General features: G+C 66.7%; 14 protein-coding genes and 1 pseudogene. 7 read left to right on the plus strand and 8 right to left on the minus strand.

What is annotated here, in order from left to right; genetic code table 11:
• Positions 1 to 122 precede the first annotated feature (122 nt).
• The 4 genes and pseudogenes from BM394_RS23320 to BM394_RS10700 form a co-directional block, all read right to left on the minus strand.
• Positions 123 to 296 (minus strand): annotated as a pseudogene (locus BM394_RS23320) (transposase); the annotation flags it as partial.
• Between the two features lie 111 nt (positions 297 to 407).
• The gene (locus tag BM394_RS10690; RefSeq protein ID WP_092977340.1) at positions 408 to 1,361 is read right to left on the minus strand and encodes a phosphotriesterase family protein; all 954 of its coding nucleotides are present in this window, start codon (positions 1,359 to 1,361) and stop codon (positions 408 to 410) included.
• A 649-nt stretch (positions 1,362 to 2,010) separates the two neighbouring features.
• Entirely contained in the window at positions 2,011 to 3,042 is a 1,032-nt protein-coding gene (locus BM394_RS10695; protein ID WP_092977783.1) for a coiled-coil domain-containing protein, read from the minus strand.
• 234 nt (positions 3,043 to 3,276) lie between these two features.
• On the minus strand, positions 3,277 to 3,888 hold the full coding sequence (locus tag BM394_RS10700; protein WP_092977342.1) for a TetR/AcrR family transcriptional regulator: 612 nt from the start codon (positions 3,886 to 3,888) through the stop codon (positions 3,277 to 3,279).
• Positions 3,889 to 4,365: 477 nt separating this feature from the next.
• Between BM394_RS10700 and BM394_RS10705 the strand changes: the two genes are divergently transcribed.
• From BM394_RS10705 to BM394_RS10710, 3 genes are all read left to right on the plus strand, one after another.
• On the plus strand, positions 4,366 to 5,913 hold the full coding sequence (locus tag BM394_RS10705) for an aldehyde dehydrogenase family protein (protein WP_092977344.1): 1,548 nt from the start codon (positions 4,366 to 4,368) through the stop codon (positions 5,911 to 5,913).
• A complete protein-coding gene (locus BM394_RS22790; protein ID WP_175530055.1) occupies positions 5,910 to 6,077 on the plus strand; it encodes a hypothetical protein in 168 nt (55 codons plus the stop codon). Before BM394_RS10705 ends, BM394_RS22790 begins: the two co-directional genes overlap by 4 nt.
• Positions 6,078 to 6,149: 72 nt before the next feature.
• Complete coding sequence (locus BM394_RS10710; protein WP_092977346.1) at positions 6,150 to 7,703, plus strand: GMC family oxidoreductase; 1,554 nt, start codon at positions 6,150 to 6,152, stop codon at positions 7,701 to 7,703.
• A gap of 68 nt (positions 7,704 to 7,771) precedes the next feature.
• On the opposite strand, the gene BM394_RS10715 is transcribed toward BM394_RS10710, so the two are convergent.
• Positions 7,772 to 8,413: a cyclase gene (locus tag BM394_RS10715; protein WP_092977348.1), complete on the minus strand. Its 642-nt coding sequence runs from the start codon at positions 8,411 to 8,413 to the stop codon at positions 7,772 to 7,774.
• A gap of 407 nt (positions 8,414 to 8,820) precedes the next feature.
• Between BM394_RS10715 and BM394_RS10720 the strand changes: the two genes are divergently transcribed.
• The 4 genes from BM394_RS10720 to BM394_RS10735 all read left to right on the plus strand — a co-directional run bounded on the left by BM394_RS10720 (position 8,821) and on the right by BM394_RS10735 (position 12,348).
• A complete protein-coding gene (locus tag BM394_RS10720) occupies positions 8,821 to 9,483 on the plus strand; it encodes an HAD family hydrolase (protein WP_092977785.1) in 663 nt (220 codons plus the stop codon).
• A 2-nt stretch (positions 9,484 to 9,485) separates the two neighbouring features.
• A complete protein-coding gene (locus BM394_RS10725) occupies positions 9,486 to 10,526 on the plus strand; it encodes a phosphotransferase family protein (RefSeq protein ID WP_092977350.1) in 1,041 nt (346 codons plus the stop codon).
• A complete protein-coding gene (locus BM394_RS10730) occupies positions 10,527 to 11,735 on the plus strand; it encodes an acyl-CoA dehydrogenase family protein (protein ID WP_092977352.1) in 1,209 nt (402 codons plus the stop codon).
• A 160-nt stretch (positions 11,736 to 11,895) separates the two neighbouring features.
• Positions 11,896 to 12,348 carry a MaoC family dehydratase gene (locus BM394_RS10735; RefSeq protein WP_092924881.1) on the plus strand — a complete coding sequence of 151 codons (453 nt, stop codon included), beginning with the start codon at positions 11,896 to 11,898 and terminating at the stop codon, positions 12,346 to 12,348.
• Between the two features lie 173 nt (positions 12,349 to 12,521).
• Here BM394_RS10735 and BM394_RS10740 read toward each other — a convergent pair whose 3' ends face one another.
• From BM394_RS10740 to BM394_RS10750, 3 genes are all read right to left on the minus strand, one after another.
• Positions 12,522 to 13,508 carry an NADPH:quinone oxidoreductase family protein gene (locus BM394_RS10740; protein ID WP_092977354.1) on the minus strand — a complete coding sequence of 329 codons (987 nt, stop codon included), beginning with the start codon at positions 13,506 to 13,508 and terminating at the stop codon, positions 12,522 to 12,524.
• A 288-nt stretch (positions 13,509 to 13,796) separates the two neighbouring features.
• Positions 13,797 to 14,429: a TetR/AcrR family transcriptional regulator gene (locus BM394_RS10745; protein ID WP_092924875.1), complete on the minus strand. Its 633-nt coding sequence runs from the start codon at positions 14,427 to 14,429 to the stop codon at positions 13,797 to 13,799.
• Between the two features lie 211 nt (positions 14,430 to 14,640).
• A complete protein-coding gene (locus tag BM394_RS10750; protein WP_092977356.1) occupies positions 14,641 to 15,411 on the minus strand; it encodes an SDR family oxidoreductase in 771 nt (256 codons plus the stop codon).
• Between the last annotated feature and the right edge of the window lie 134 nt (positions 15,412 to 15,545).

Below are 15,545 nucleotides of genomic sequence, written 5' to 3' on the forward strand. Positions count from 1 at the left end.
GACAGGGAGCGCTGACCTCCGGAATCGTCATCTACGCCCCTGCCCGATCGGGGGACTGTCAGATGAACGGTGGATCTGTTCTTGGTGCTTCCAGGGTGCGTCTCCTGATTCCGTACGGCGGTGCGGGAGATCATGATCGCTGCTGCCAGGAGGACACCGTCGAGGAAAGTCGGGGCGTACTTGTCGTAGCGGGTGGCTAACCCGCGCCACTGCTTCGCACGGCCGAATGCGCGCTCCATGGTGTTGCGCCGTTTGTAGATCTCGGCGTCGAACGCCGGTAGCCGGCCACCGGCGGATCATCACCCGCTACCAGCCCAAAATTCGGAGACACGCCTTAGACGGAGGGCTCGTGCCGCTCGTGGAGCGCGGTGGCCCCGAATCCCCGCGGCGGGTTCCCGAACGAGGCGCTACGAGAAGTAGCGACGCGGATTGTCCACCAGCATGGTGTCGAGCTGTTCCCGCGTAACGCCTCTCTCCCGCAGCGCGGGCAGCACCTCCTGATCGATGTGCCGGTAGTGCCAGTTGGGCGCGGCACGGGCCAGCTCGTCTTCGTCGAACCAGTCGATGAAGCAGGAGGCGTCGTGCGAGAGCACGACGCTTTCCGCGTAACCGCGCCGCACCAGCTCCGCCACCGTGGCGACACGGCTCCCAAAGTCCAGCAGGGCGTCCAGCCCGAAGCGGTCCATCCCGAGCAGGCAGCCCGCGTCGGCGATCTCGGTCAGGTAGTCCAGGTCTGTGGTGTCGCCGCTGTGCCCGATCACGACCTTGCCCAGGTCGACCCGCTCCTCGGACAGCACCCGCAGGGCGGTTCGGCCCGAACCGTTGTGCGGGTTGGTGTGCACGGTTATCGGTGCCCCGGTGCGACGATGTGCCGCCCCCACCGCGCGCATCACGCGTTCCACTCCCGGCGTGAGGCCCGGACTGTCGATGGCGCACTTGAGAAACGCCGCCCTGACTCCCGTGTCGGCTATTCCCTCGGTCAGCTCGCGAACGAAGAGCTCGGTCATCGGGTCGGGCCCGTCGAACATGAGTCCGGGGCCGCGGAACCAGAACTGCGGAGGCACCTCGTTGTAGGTGTAGACACCCGTCGCGGGAACGATGTTGATGTCGACGTGCTCGTTGACGCGGAGCAGGCGGGGCAGGTCCCGGCCGAGGCCGAGAACGGTCGGATCAACGATGGTGTCGATCCCGGCGGAGCGCAGTCCGCGCAACTTGTTGACGGCGTCCTCGACTCGTGCACCTTCGTCCCAGTAGTGCGGCGCGTTCGCGAGGAACTCGGTACCGAGCACGAACACGTGTTCGTGCATCAGGACCGTGCCCAGCTCGGCGGGTGAAACGGCGCCGCGGAGCGTCGACACCATCGTCTCCTCCGGAGAACGGATCCTCGTAGTACGTAGTACTTAGCCGGTTCGGACGTTTCCGCCGGACGTGTTGCCACGCCGGCATTTTTCGGCGCTGCCCGCGCCGAAACGACCGCTCCCGCGGATCGGTGGCCCGCCGGAGCTCCCACGTGTCCTCTCGGAGGCGTGGCGCGGCACCCGCCCGATGTCGGGCCCGGCCGCGGCGAGGACCCGCGCGAGATTCCGCCGAGCGGACCGCCGGGGAAACGAGCCGACAAGCCCTGCTCGGAGCAGACCTTCCGGCCCCCTGTCGCTGAGTCGGGTGAGGGGACGGGACGGGACGGGCTCAGCCGCTTCTCGCGAGCCGAGTCGGACGCACGGCGGGGCGACGGGACACGTGGCGCAGGACGCTGCCGGATGTTTCCCGCCACACTGCCGAGACGCCGACCCGACCACCGGTTGGTGGCATTCGACCGGACTTCCGGAGGGACTCCCGGGACCAGCGGAAGCGCCGTGCGGATACCTCGGCGGGTTACGCGTGCCCGGTGCCCGTTCCCGGCGAACACCGAAAGCGGACACCGCGCACCGTGCGCTCCGAGCCACCACGGTACGGCTCTCGCGGACGCTGCTCCACGCCCAGAGGCCTCTTCGCCCGTGGCGAGCGGAACGCTCAGCTCTTCTCGGCCTGCCCGCCGGAGGCACCCGACAACACGGTCGTGTCCTCGTCCTCGGACGCGTCTGCCTGCTCGACCGCCCGTTGCCTGGGCAGTTCGACCGGTTCGTCCCGCATCTCGTCCGAGTCCTCACCACGGGTCGTTTCCCGCACGTAGTCATCGGCCTGCTCGGACTCGGTCCCGGTCACCGAGGCGGCCAGGAACGGCTCCGCCTCGCTGAGCAGATGCTGGCCCGCCCTGACCTGCTCGGCCATGTTGCGACGCAGTGCCCGCATCGCCTCGACCTGCTCGTCGGCGCGCTTGGTGCGTCGTTCCGCCTCGGCCGCCGCCTCGCTGATCCGCCGCTCGGCCTCCTGCCTGCTGGCGAGGTCGCGTTCGGCCAGTTCGCGCATGGCCTCCTGACGGCGTGCCGCCATCGATATCTCGAAGTCACGCTCGATCTCGTTGCGCCGCTGCTCGGCGTCGCGGTCCAACCTGCGGCGGTGTTGCTCGGCCTCCTCGGCCATTCGCTCGATCTCACGACTGGTCTGCTCCAGCGCCTGCTGCCGCTGATCCTGCGCCTGCTGCCGCCATTCGTCCGCCTCGGCGACCAACCGCTCGTACCTGGCACGCAGTTCGGAGGCGGCCTGCTCCGAACGCGACCACTCGTGCTCGGCCGTCGCCCGGGCCGAGGAAATGATCTCGGCGGCCTCGTCGTTGGCCAGCTGGACCATACGACGCAACCGATCCGACAGCGCCTTCTCCTCGACGGGAGTGCGGCAGACATCGTCCAGTTGCCTGCGTAACGAATCGATCTCGGCACGTGCCTGTTCGAGCTGGGTATTGAGGTCGGATACCTGGCTTAGAGCGGAATCACGATCCTCGGTCAGCATCCGGACCTCGGCCTCGGTCTGCTGAATGTAGAACTGCACCTGCGAACGCCGGAATCCGCGCCACACGACGTCGAAATCCGACTCGAGCGGCACTAGCTCACGGCTGTCATTGTGCCCCACGGTCTCACCCCATCCCTGATCACTCAGTGGTTGCATGTGGTTGGAGCGAGCCACGCCCCCGACGCGGCAATTTCCGTTTTACACCCGAAATGCGTCCGGCGATGTCCGCCACTCGACTGAACTACGTACGGTTCACATCGCACTGTGCACACGGGCTGGAAACGGATCGCTGCCACACATTGTCCACACCAACCGGTGCGGCGATCAACGGCAGGGACGAAAAAGCGGGTAACCGTCCGGTGTCGGACCGGACAATACGAGAAAACCGGCTCAGCCGTGGGCGGTATCGCCGACCGCACGCCGAAAGATCGTCTCGATCTCGTCGCGGTCGGGCAACGGTTCACGAACGATCCCCTGCCACAGCAGGCCGCAGAACACCGCCGCGAGCATTTTGCCCGAGACCTCGTCGGTGTAAGCGGTGAAAAGGTCCCGCAACGCCCCGTCCCACTCGGTGCTGGCGGCCCGCAGGGCGGGACGGTGCAGCGCGGCCACGTAGAGTTCGTGCTCCACCACGGTACGTTCCCGCTCGGGGCCGAGGTAGCGCAGCACCAGATCGGTCAACACGGCGGGCAGATCGACACCGGAGTCCATTCCGTCCGCCCACTCCCGCAGTTCGGCGACGTTGTCCTGGGCCGCCTGTCGCAGCGCGACGGCGAGCAGGTCGTCCAGCGTGGCGAAGTGATAGGTCGTGGAACCGAGCGGAACACCGGCCGCCGCGGCCACCGCACGGTGGGTGATCTTCTCGATGCCACGCTCGGCGACGACGCTGATCGCGGCCCGAGCGATTCGTTCCCGCCGCCCGGGATCCTTGCGCGAACCGCCGTTCCGACCTCGTCGCTCATCGACCGTCGCGTGCAGCGACTCGGAGTCCGTCGTGGTCATCGTCTGTCGTGCGCCCTCCGCCGGTTCACCTACACCTCGTACTCGCCGGAACACCTTCGGTGATTCCGACCCGCAGAACGAACAACACCCTGCCACGAAACCACCGGACGGCGATGCGACCCACCTCACGACAACCGCTTCTTGGCCGGTCAAAGCCTCGACAATGATCGAACCGAACCCCTCACGAGCAACTATGTGTACATCTGTACATAAAAACTGCTAGAGTTCGCCCCCGGCAGTCGCTGGTGCGTGTCATACGGGCTCGCCCCAGGTACACACCGTCCCGGTACACGACGACGGAACCAGTGGCCGCGCCGGACAACCACCCGGTGACGGGACCTCGCCGCCCGGACCGGACGCCCCCGGGGAGCGCTCACCCGCGCCGCGGTGATCCACCGAGTGTTGCCGGGCACGGCCGAACGGCCGGGTGGCGTGCCACTCGGAAAGCAAGCAAGCAGCCTCGACGGGAAACTCACTATGTCGCAGACCCACGCCCCGCCGAACGAGTCGATCGCCACGCGAACCGGGGATCCGACCGCTTCCGGCACCCTGTTCATCGATGGTGTGTGGCAGGCGGCCTCGGCCGGGAAAACCCGGGAGATCCGCTGCCCCGCCGACGGTTCTCCGGTGATCACGGTCTCCGAGGGCGACCGCACGGACGCCGAAAACGCCATAGCGGCGGCCCGGGCCGCGTTCGACGAGGGAACGTGGCCGGCCACCTCGCCCTGGGAACGCGGCGACCTGCTGCTACGGGTGAGTGAGATCCTGGTCCGCGACCGTGCGGAATTCGCACGCGCGGAGTCGCTGGACACCGGTAAGCGGCTGGTCGAGAGCGGCTACGACATGGACGACATCGCCGCGTGCTTCCGCTACTACGGCAAGATCGCCGGAACCGACGCGGGCCACGTCGTCAACACCGGTTCCACCGATGCCATCAGCAGGGTCGACTACGAACCGGTCGGCGTGTGCGGCCTGATCACACCGTGGAACTTCCCGCTGCTGCAGGTGGCCTGGAAGGTCGCTCCCGCTCTCGCCGCGGGCAACACCTTCGTGCTCAAGCCGAGTGAGCTGACTCCGAGCACCGCGATGCTGCTGATGCGCGCACTCCGTGAGGCGGGCATGCCCGCGGGCGTGGGAAACCTGGTTCTCGGCAACGGCGCCGAGACCGGAGCCCCGCTCGCGGAACACCCCGACGTCGACCTGGTCTCGTTCACGGGTGGACTGCACACCGGTCGGAACATCGCCGCCTCGGCCGCCGCGACCGTGAAACGGGTCGCCCTCGAGCTGGGCGGGAAGAACCCGAACGTCGTGTTCGCCGACGCGGACTTCGAAACCGCCGTGGACTACGCGTTGACCGCGATCTTCCTGCACTCCGGCCAGGTCTGCTCGGCGGGCGCCCGTCTGATCGTGCAGGACGAGATCCACGACGCACTGGTCGACGAGATCGTGCGGCGTGCCGAGCGCATCGGACTCGGCGGCCCCTTCGACGAGACCGCCGAGTCCGGACCGCTGATCTCGGCCGAACACCGTGCCAAGGTCGAGGATTACGTGGCTCGCTCGGTCGAGGAGGGAGCGGTGCTGCGTACCGGCGGGAGCCGCCCGGAGGACGCCGAGCTGCGGGCTGGCTACTTCTACCTGCCCACCGTGCTCGACGAGGTACGGCAGGGCTCTGTCGCCGTGTCCGAGGAGTCCTTCGGACCGGTGTTGACCGTGGAACGCTTCCACGACGAGGACGAGGCCGTGCGCATCGCCAACGACACGCACTACGGCCTGGCCGGTGCGGTGTTCACCTCCGATGTGAGCAAGGCGCAGCGGGTGGCCGGGCGGCTGCGGCACGGCACCGTGTGGATCAACGACTTCCACCCCTACCTGCCCCAGGCCGAGTGGGGCGGCTTCAAGCAGTCCGGTATCGGACGTGAGCTGGGCGGCGGCGGCCTCCGGGAATACCAGGAGGTCAAGCACGTCTACCAGAACCTCCGTCCAGGACCGCAGTACTGGTTCGCGGGACAGCAGCCGAACGCGTGAGCTTCCCCGACCTCGGGGCGTCGGTGGTCGACGCGACCACCGAGGTGATCGATCCGTTCCGCCGAGTGGACTCCGAATCCCCCCGAACCACCGACGTCCCGGAACCAACCACGCCGGACTCCGCCCGCGGCGACCCGTTCGACGGCCGCGGGGCGAACCGGTGAGCTCCCGATCGTCCCCGGCTTCGACGGGCCCAGGACGTATCGCGGTGTCGCGCACAGAACAGGAGAGCAACGATGAGTGATGAGGCGACCGCTTTCGACTACGTCGTCGTGGGTGGCGGCAGCGGAGGAGCCGCGCTCGCCGCACGACTGTCGGAGGACCCGGACATCACGGTGTGCCTGCTGGAGGCCGGCCCCACCGACCAGGACAAACGCGAGGTCCTGGAACTGAAGCAGTGGATGTCGCTGTTGGAGTCGGGCTTCGACTGGGACTACCCGATCGAGCCGCAGGAAAGCGGAAACTCCTTCATGCGGCACGCGCGTGCGAAGGTGCTCGGCGGCTGCTCCTCGCACAATTCCTGCATCGCCTTCTGGGCTCCGGCGGAGGACCTCGACGAGTGGGAGTCGATGGGAGCCACGGGCTGGGGCGCCTCGGACGTCTTCCCGCTCTACCGCAGGCTGGAGAACAACGAGTCGCCCTCGGAACACCACGGTCACCAGGGCCCGGTCCGCTTGCGCAACGTTCCACCGAACGACCCCTGCGGCAGTGCGCTGCTGCGTGCCTGTGAAGAGACCGGTATCCCGATCACGGAGTTCAATTCCGGCCGGACGGTCACCCACGGTGCCAACTGGTTCCAGATCAACGCCCACGAGGACGGCACCAGGGCTTCCTCCTCGGTGTCGTACCTGCACCCGATCATGGGCAACCGTCCGAACCTGCACGTACGCACCGACGCCAGGGTCAAGCGGGTGGTCTTCGACGGGAACCGGGCCACGGGAGTGGAGTGCCTGGCGGCCGACGGCATCCGGACCGAACGGGTGACGGCGCGGCGGGAGGTGGTGCTCAGCTCGGGCGCCATCGACACCCCGAAGCTGCTGATGCTGTCCGGTATCGGTCCCGCCGAGCACCTCCGTTCGGTCGGGGTGGACGTGCTGGTCGATTCCCCCGGCGTGGGGTCGAACCTGCAGGACCACCCGGAAGGGGTGATCGGCTGGGACGCGGCCAAACCGATGGTGCAGGACTCCACCCAGTGGTGGGAGATCGGCATCTTCACGACCACCGAGGCCGGTCTCGATCGCCCCGATCTGATGTTCCACTTCGGTTCGGTGCCGTTCGACATGCACACCGTGCGGCAGGGGTACCCGAGCACGGAGAACGGGTTCTGCCTGACCCCGAACGTCACGCGGAGCCGTTCGGTGGGAACGGTGCGCCTGCGCAGCAGGGATTTCCGGGACAAACCCGCCGTGGATCCGCGCTACTTCACCGACCCGCACGACATCAGGGTGATGACCCACGGCATCAAACTGGCACGTGAGATCGTGAGCCGGCCCGCGATGCGCGAGTGGGCCGGAGCCGAACTGCATCCCGGACCGGATGTGGTCTCCGACGACGAGATCGCCGATTATCTGCGTGCCACGCACAACACGGTGTACCACCCGGCTGCCTCGGTTCCGATGGGCAACGGCGAGAACGCGCCGCTGGACGCCAGGCTGCGTGTGAAGGGAGTGCACGGTTTACGGGTGGCCGACGCCTCGGCGATGCCGTTCCTCGTGGCGGTGAATCCGAATATCACCACGATGGCGATCGGTGAAAAATGTTCCGACATGCTGAAGGAGGACGCCGCCTGACATCGGCGTGACACCGACGGAACAAAAACTGGAGGGCTTTCCGCGGAAAGCCCTCCAGTTTTTTTGGTTCAGCTGACGCTGGTGGTGGTCAGCACGGGATTGGGCGAGGGATAGCAACTCGTCGGAACATCGATACTTCCGAGAATTGAGGAAACCTGCGCGTTGAACGTCAGACCCGGATCGTCGTAGGCGGTGCCGTAGAGGTGGGTCTCGATCGGACCGGAGCTACCCGCCTGCAGCGTGGCGGTCACGGTGGGCAGCTCGAACTCGGCCCCGCCGGCGATCGGACCGGACACGTGCAGCGTGGCGATTCCGTTGCTCACGTCGATCGTGGGCGCCGGAGTGCCGAGGTTGGAGCCACCGGTCTGCGAGGTCGAGACGTGGGTGGTGTTCTCGGGCACCGGCAGCTTGAGATCCAAGCCGTCGATCTGCTCCACGCCGAAACCGTTCACCTCGGAGGGCACGGTGTTGACGGCCGGGTCGATGACGATGTCGAACTGCTCACCGGGTGCGACGCTCGCCGGGGCGGTCACCTCCGAGTCCTGCTGGTAGCTGAACTGCTGCTCCCCGAGCGGAGAATCCCCCGAGCACTCGAAGTTGTGCGAGAAACTCTCCGCGGCTGCGGGCTGGGCAAGAGCGATCACGGGGGCGACGGCGAAAGCGGCCGCCGCCAATAAGCGCGTCCCGCCCGAACGAATGGAAGATGCCATTGGTCTCACCTCTGAAACGATTGTCCGAAACGTGGATTCCACATGGAATGCCGCGCGGCAACCAAAATATCTACCGACCAGTAGGGCTTTCCGTCAATAACGGCGAACAACCCCCGGGAAAACGAGACGAAAAAATAGATACGAGTCGTAATTCAATTGACTGGATAATTTCACTGAAACACAGCAGTAACCGGCCGAGCGGAGTCACACCTTTGGCGCAGTATCGCTACGCGCAGTTCACGTGATCCGCCAAACGAGGGATCTTCGTTTTTCGCCCGTTCGCGTGTGAGCCAGGTTACTGAAAAGACTGGCAATGTAACGCTCCGCAGTCAGCGCCAGGCCACCGCGCGAAACGAGCGGAACTCGGACCCTGGTCAGCATACCGGCTAGTCGGTATGCTCCGCACCATGCGGACCGAACCCGCCATAACCACCGTGGTGTTCGACTACGGGGGCGTACTCACCACACCGGGCCGAACGGCCGTCGAGTCCTGGGCACGTGCCGAGGGTATCCGATCCGAGAGTTTCTCCGCAGTCCTTCGGGAATGGGTCGGCCGTAACGCACCGGACGACACCCCGATCCATCTCCTCGAGACCGGCGAGCTCTCCCTCGCGGAGTTCGACGGGATGCTCGCCGAACGACTGCTTCGCGTGGACGGGCGACGGGTCGTGGCCGAAGGACTGCTCGCCAGGCTGTTCTCGTTCATGGAACCGGACGAGGAGATGATGCGACTGGTCACGGCACTTCGTGATTCGGGAACCCGGACGGGGTTGCTGTCCAACAGCTGGGGCAACAGCTATCCGTGGCAACGGTTGGGACCGCTGTTCGACCAAGCGATCGTCTCCGGCGAGGTCGGCCTGCGCAAACCGGACCCCCGGATCTATCACCTGGCGCTACGGCGACTGGACACGCCACCGGAACGCACGCTGTTCGTCGACGACGTGCGAGCCAACATCGCCGCCGCCGAGGAAATCGGCATGCACACGATCCTGCACCAGGACGCGAAGCGCACCCGGACCCGTCTCACCGAACTCATCCCAGACCTCGACGCACCCGACCCGCAGGAGTAACCATGTCCGACGAGACCGCGACGTCCCAGCCTCCGGGACTGGACCTCGGCGCGCTCCGTTCCTACCTGGAGCGCGATCACCCCGGCTTGATCGACGGCGAGCTGCACGGCGAGTTGATCCAGGGCGGAAGATCCAACCTCACCTACGCGATCGGCGACGGGAAGAACAGCTGGGTACTACGGCGCCCCCCGCTCGGTCACGTACTGGCCACCGCGCACGACATGAGCCGCGAATACCGGGTGATGAGCGCACTGGCCGGAACCGACGTGCCGGTCCCCGGCACGTATCTGCTCTGCGAGGACGAACAGGTCATCGGTGCGCCGTTCTTCATCATGGACCTGGTGTCGGGCCAGGCGTGTCGCAGCGAGGAGCAGACCCGGGCACTGAGTTCCGGGCAGCGCCGTGACCTGGCGATGCACCTGGTCGAGGTACTGGCGCGGCTACACGCCGTGGCCCCGGAGTCGGTCGGACTCGGCGACTTCGGCAAACCCGAGGGGTTCCTGCGGCGTCAGGTTCGCCGCTGGAGCAAACAGCTGGATGCCTCGCAACAGCGGGAGCTGCGCGGGGTCACCGAGCTTCGGGACCGGCTGGCCGCACGCGTACCCACGGGTGGGCCAACGGCGATCGTGCACGGTGACTACCGGCTGGACAACGTGCTGATCGACGAGGACTGCGCCATTCGGGCGGTGCTCGACTGGGAGATGGCCACGCTCGGTGATCCACTCACCGACCTCGGGCTGCTGGTCGTGTACTGGGAGGGTTTCAACGGCATCGCGGACAACCCCATCGCCAAGGGCGTGGGTCCGGAGTTCGGTTTTCCCTCCGCGCGCGAGATGCTGCGGCACTACGCCGAACTCAGCAGCGTCGATACTTCCGAACTGGACTGGTACGTGGCTTTCGGCTTTTTCAAGATCGCGGTGATCCTGGAGGGAATCCACTACCGCTTCACGCAGCGTCAGACCGTCGGCGAGGGATTCGAGCACGTCGGCGCGCTGGTCGAACCGTTGATCGAGCAAGGATTGACCAACATTTCGGAGAAATGAATGGATTTCACTTTTGATGAGCGCACCGAGAACCTGCGCTCGGAGATCAATTCCTTCATGGAAACCCACGTCCATCCCGCGGAGGAGGAATTCGAGCGGCAGGTGAGCGACGCGGCCGATCCCTGGTCGGTCCCCCAGGTGGTCGAGGATCTCAAGCAGGAGGCACGTCGGCGTGGACTGTGGAACCTGTTCCTGCCCGGCGATCACGGCGCGGGACTGACGAATCTGCAGTACGCGCCGCTCGCCGAGATCACCGGACGCAGTCCGCACCTGGCACCGCCCGCGATGAACTGCGCGGCCCCCGACACGGGCAACATGGAAGTACTTGACATGTTCGGTGACCAGCGACAGCAAGAGCGGTGGTTGGGGCCGTTGCTGCGTGGCGAGATCCGCTCGGCGTTCTGCATGACCGAGCCGGACGTCGCCTCCTCGGACGCGAACAACATCGCCACCCGGATTCGTCGGGAAGGCGACGAGTACGTCATCACGGGACGCAAGTGGTGGTCGTCCGGAGCGATGAACCCGAACTGTCGGGTGCTGATCGTCATGGGCAAGACCGACCCGACCGCCGAACGGCACCGGCAGCAGAGCATGATCCTGGTTCCGGTGGACACACCCGGTGTCACGATCCGGCGGGGTATGCACGTGTTCGGTTACACCGACGGTGATCACGGGGGACACGCCGAGATCGACTTCGACGAGGTCCGGGTTCCCGCCACGAACATCATCTCCGGCGAGGGCGAGGGATTCGCCATCGCGCAGGCCCGGTTGGGTCCCGGCCGTATCCACCACTGCATGCGTGCCATCGGTATGGCCGAACGCGCGCTGGAACTGATGTGCCGTCGGGTCACGCACCGGGAGGCGTTCGGACGCCCGCTGGGTGATCAGGGCGTGGTGCAGCACTGGATCGCCGAGGCACGGGTACGGATCGAATCGGTTCGCCTGCTGGTGCTGAAAACGGCCTGGCTGATGGACACGGTCGGCAACCGCGGCGCGCACACCGAGATCCAGGCGATAAAGGTGGCGGTACCGGAGATGGCCACCACCGTGATCGATCGTGCCATTCAGGCGCACGGCGGTGCGGGAGTCAGCCAGGACACCCCACTGGCCAATCTGTACGCGCACGCCAGAACGCTGCACCTGGTCGACGGACCCGACGAGGTACACCGCCGTTCGCTGGCGCGCCGGGAACTCAAGCAGTACCGGTGACGCCGGAAAACCCTCGAACCCCGCCCAAAACCAGACGGGTTCGGCTGGGAGCGGGCTCGGCCCCACGGGATTCGGCACTACGGGGTTCGACCGCTGGAAGCCGAGACACACCGCGCCCCACGACGAGAACGACAACGCAGAACGATCAGGAGGCAGCACCATGACCGTGTTCAGTAGCGCCGATGAACTGCACGCAGCCAGCGGCACCGATCTGGGCAGCAGCAGTTGGTGGACGGTCACCCAGGACATGATCGACCGGTTCGCGGAGGCCACCGGCGATCACCAGTGGATCCACGTCGATCCCGAGCGGGCCGCCGCCGGGCCGTTCGGCACCACGATCGCGCACGGATTTCTCACGCTGAGCATGGTCAGCGCACTCAACGCCGAGATCTACGGCGTGCGAGGCGCGAGCATGGTCATCAACTACGGGCTGAACAAGGTCCGCTTCCCGAGTCCGGTGACGGTGAACAGCCGCGTGCGCGCGAGCTCACGGCTCGCCGACGTGTCCGAGGCGGGCGAGGCATCGCAGCTGACGCTGCACACCACGGTGGAGATCGACGGTACGGACAAGCCGGCCTGTGTCGCCGAGGTCCTCTCGCGAGTGATGTTCTGACGTCGGTTCCGATACCACCGCGGCCCGACCACTCGACCGATGAGGACGAGTGATCGGGCCGCGGTGGACGGCTCACGACAGGCCGATCACGGCCGAAAGGTTCGGTACCGAGCGGCGGGGCTCGGCAGCACCGTTCCGACCCTGATCAACCGGCGTACTTCCGGACGGTGCGGTTACGAGTTCACGTAAACCACCCGCCCGACGGTGTGACCGTCGGCGACGCGTTGCGTGGCCTCGGCCAGCTCCGACAGCCCGACCCGCTGACTGACCAGTGGGGACAGCCTGCCCTCGTCGGCCATTCGGCAGAGGTCCTCGTGGGCCTCGCGGACGGCCGCCGGGTCGCGCTCGTTGTAGAGTCCCCAGTGCAATCCGACGATCGAATAGTTCTTGATCAACGCGTGGTTCAGCCCGGGACTCGGGATCTTCCCACTCGCGAAACCGATGATCAGAATCCGTCCTTCGAAGGCGACGCACTTGGTGGACCGCTCGTAGGTTTCCCCGCCGACCGGGTCGTAGATCACGTCGGCCCCCCGACCGCCGGTCTTCTCCTTGACCACCCCCACGAAGTCCTCGCTGTGTCGATCGATCACCACATCGGCACCGAGTTCGCGGGCCACCTCGGCCTTTTCCGGTCCGCCCACGACACCGATCACGGTGGCACCGGCCGCCTTGCCGAGCTGCACCGCCGCACTGCCCACTCCACCGGAGGCCGCGTGGACGAGTAGCGTCTCGCCCTCCCGCAGGGCGCCCCGCCGGTGCAACCCGAACCAGCCGGTCTGATACCCGATGAACAGCGAAGCGGCCTCGGCATCGGACAGCGCGGCCGGAGCGGGGAAGGTACGGGCGGCGTCCATGAGAGCGTACTCCGCGAATCCCCCGACGGGTACGGCACCGCCCCCGATGACCCGTTCGCCGGTGGTGAAACCGCCGACTCCGGATCCGAGCTCGACGATCTCACCGCAGAGCTCCACTCCGGGAGTGAAGGGCGTTTCCGGTTTGACCTGGTACTGACCCCGACACATCAACGCGTCGGGGAAATTGACCGGAGAGGCCGCCACTCGAACCAGAACCTGATCAGGGCCGGGTCGCGGTAACGGGGACTCGACGAGTTCGAGCACATCCCTCGGCTCGCCCAGTTCCGAAACTCTGAGTGTCTGCACTGGTCACCTCCAACATTCTTCCCACGACCGCCGCGGCCGCGGGAGTGATCCGAACTCCGGGAGTTCATGACAGAACCTGCTCGCCGGCTCGGGACTCGTTCGGCCGCTCGGGTTCCGTCCCGGCCGCCTCTCCGTGCCGAATCACCGCTGTCCCCACCCGCTCTGTAACCGAACAACGAACCGGTGGACGACGGTGCCGAACCGACAAGCATCGCACCGACCGGTCGGTACGCCACCGACTCAGCACCTCACGCTGCGGAGCGACCGACACGGCGTTCCTCGCGGTTCTCAGGCACGCAACGCGTCCAACAGCAGGTCCGCGAACTGATCACCCACCTGCTCCCCGCTCATCGGCCCGTCCCTGCGGTACCAGCTGCCGAGGTGATGGACGGCGCCGAAGAAGAAGTCGACCACGAGCTCGGGGGAACGGTCCGCGCGGAACACTCCGGCTCGTTGTCCCTCCTCGATCAACTGCTTCACTCGTTCGTGATAGCGCCGACGCTGGGCACGCACCTCGGCCTGTTTGTCGGAATGCAGCAGGTGCATGGAGCGGAAGAAGATTACGGTGTCCTCCAGATAGGCGACCGTGGTCACCACGACGTCCGCGGCCACTGCCCGGAGTCGCCGCTCGACGGACTCCGAACTGTCCGCCGCCTGTTCCATCCGCGACATCTGCACACGCAGCACTCGCGCGTAGATCTCGTAGAGCAGGTCGTCCTTGGAGCCGAAGTAGTGGTACATGGCTCCCTTGGTCACTCCGGCCGCGTCCACGATCTGTTGCACCGAGGTCGTCTCGAATCCCTGCTCGGCGAACAGTCGTGTGGCCGCGCTCAGCAGCCGCTGCGGCACCGGCTCCTGCCCGCTGTGTCGCGTCCGCTCGACGGTCTCTCCGCCTCCCTCGGTGAACGAGCTCGGTGCCATCGCTTCCTCCCTGACTACTGCCGCTGGGTACACAACAGGGTACCGACCGGTCGGTCCCCGTACGCGTCCGTCGACGGGCCCGTCGTCGAGGGCGCGCGCCGAGCCGACTCCCGTAACTCGACCCTGGTCGTCGGCCGGCCGTGCGCCACCACCAGGTCGGCGGTCCCGTTCCCGAAACCTGCCGGTAGTTCCCGAAACGGAGCGGCCGATCTCAGTCGGCCCGTTCGATCTGCCTGCGCAGCGAGCGCATCCCGGACAACCAACGATCCGGGTCCGTCGCGCGCTGGACGTAATGTCCGGCCACCTCGGGATGCGGCAGGATCAGGAACTCGCCACCCAGCGAATCCGCGACGACCTCGGCGACCTTCGTGGGCTCCACGGCATCGGCGTCGAGCAGCCGCCGTCCCGTCTCACCGCTCTCGGCGAGCATTCCGGTCCGCACGCCCTGCGGGCACAGTGCCTGCACCGTGATACCTCGATCGGCGTAGGTCACCGACAGCCATTCGGCGAATCCCAGTGAAGCGTGCTTGGTCACCGAGTACGGCGCGGCTCCGAGCATGGTGAGCAGCCCGGCGGCCGAGACCGTCGCCAGGAAGTGACCGCCGCCCGCCTCCAGCCAGTGCGGCAGCACCGCCCGCGCCGCGCGCACGTGCGACATGACATTGATCTGCCACGCCCTGTCCCAGTCCTCCTCGGGGGTTTCCGGACCCCCCGCGGTGGCGACACCGGCGTTGGCGCAGAACAGATCGATGCCGCCGTGACGCTCCAACGCGGTGTCGACGAGTTCGCGCGCCCCGGACTCACTGGCCGCGTCACCGACCACGGCCGTACCGCCGACCTCCTCGGCTACTTCCCGTGCCGCCGCACCATCGATGTCGTTGACGACCACACTCGCACCCCGCGAAGCGAACTCACGACTCATCGAGGCACCTATACCGTTGCCCGCGCCGGTGATCACGGCCACGGAACCGGCCAACCGCATGCCGACCTCCTGTCCCCGTCGTTGCGAAACTGACTGTCGATCCGACGAACCCGCTCCGGGCGAGGCTCGCGACGCGGTGACGAACCGCTCCGCGCGGGTACCGCGAGCCCCACCCGCTCCTACCGGCCGAAGGT

The sequence above is a fragment of the Actinopolyspora lacussalsi subsp. righensis genome, assembly GCF_900116555.1.
In the GTDB taxonomy this organism is placed as follows: Bacteria; Actinomycetota; Actinomycetes; order Mycobacteriales; family Pseudonocardiaceae; genus Actinopolyspora; species Actinopolyspora lacussalsi.

Excerpts from the sequence above, each read along its gene's own strand:
- BM394_RS10690 (WP_092977340.1), bottom strand. The coding sequence starts at position 1,361 with ATGGTGTCGACGCTCCGCGGCGCCGTTTCACCCGCCGAGCTGGGCACG.
- BM394_RS10695 (WP_092977783.1), bottom strand. The coding sequence starts at position 3,042 with ATGCAACCACTGAGTGATCAGGGATGGGGTGAGACCGTGGGGCACAAT.
- BM394_RS10700 (WP_092977342.1), bottom strand. The coding sequence starts at position 3,888 with ATGACCACGACGGACTCCGAGTCGCTGCACGCGACGGTCGATGAGCGA.
- BM394_RS10705 (WP_092977344.1), top strand. The coding sequence starts at position 4,366 with ATGTCGCAGACCCACGCCCCGCCGAACGAGTCGATCGCCACGCGAACC.
- BM394_RS10710 (WP_092977346.1), top strand. The coding sequence starts at position 6,150 with ATGAGTGATGAGGCGACCGCTTTCGACTACGTCGTCGTGGGTGGCGGC.
- BM394_RS10715 (WP_092977348.1), bottom strand. The coding sequence starts at position 8,413 with ATGGCATCTTCCATTCGTTCGGGCGGGACGCGCTTATTGGCGGCGGCC.
- BM394_RS10720 (WP_092977785.1), top strand. The coding sequence starts at position 8,821 with ATGCGGACCGAACCCGCCATAACCACCGTGGTGTTCGACTACGGGGGC.
- BM394_RS10725 (WP_092977350.1), top strand. The coding sequence starts at position 9,486 with ATGTCCGACGAGACCGCGACGTCCCAGCCTCCGGGACTGGACCTCGGC.
- BM394_RS10730 (WP_092977352.1), top strand. The coding sequence starts at position 10,527 with ATGGATTTCACTTTTGATGAGCGCACCGAGAACCTGCGCTCGGAGATC.
- BM394_RS10735 (WP_092924881.1), top strand. The coding sequence starts at position 11,896 with ATGACCGTGTTCAGTAGCGCCGATGAACTGCACGCAGCCAGCGGCACC.
- BM394_RS10745 (WP_092924875.1), bottom strand. The coding sequence starts at position 14,429 with ATGGCACCGAGCTCGTTCACCGAGGGAGGCGGAGAGACCGTCGAGCGG.
- BM394_RS10750 (WP_092977356.1), bottom strand. The coding sequence starts at position 15,411 with ATGCGGTTGGCCGGTTCCGTGGCCGTGATCACCGGCGCGGGCAACGGT.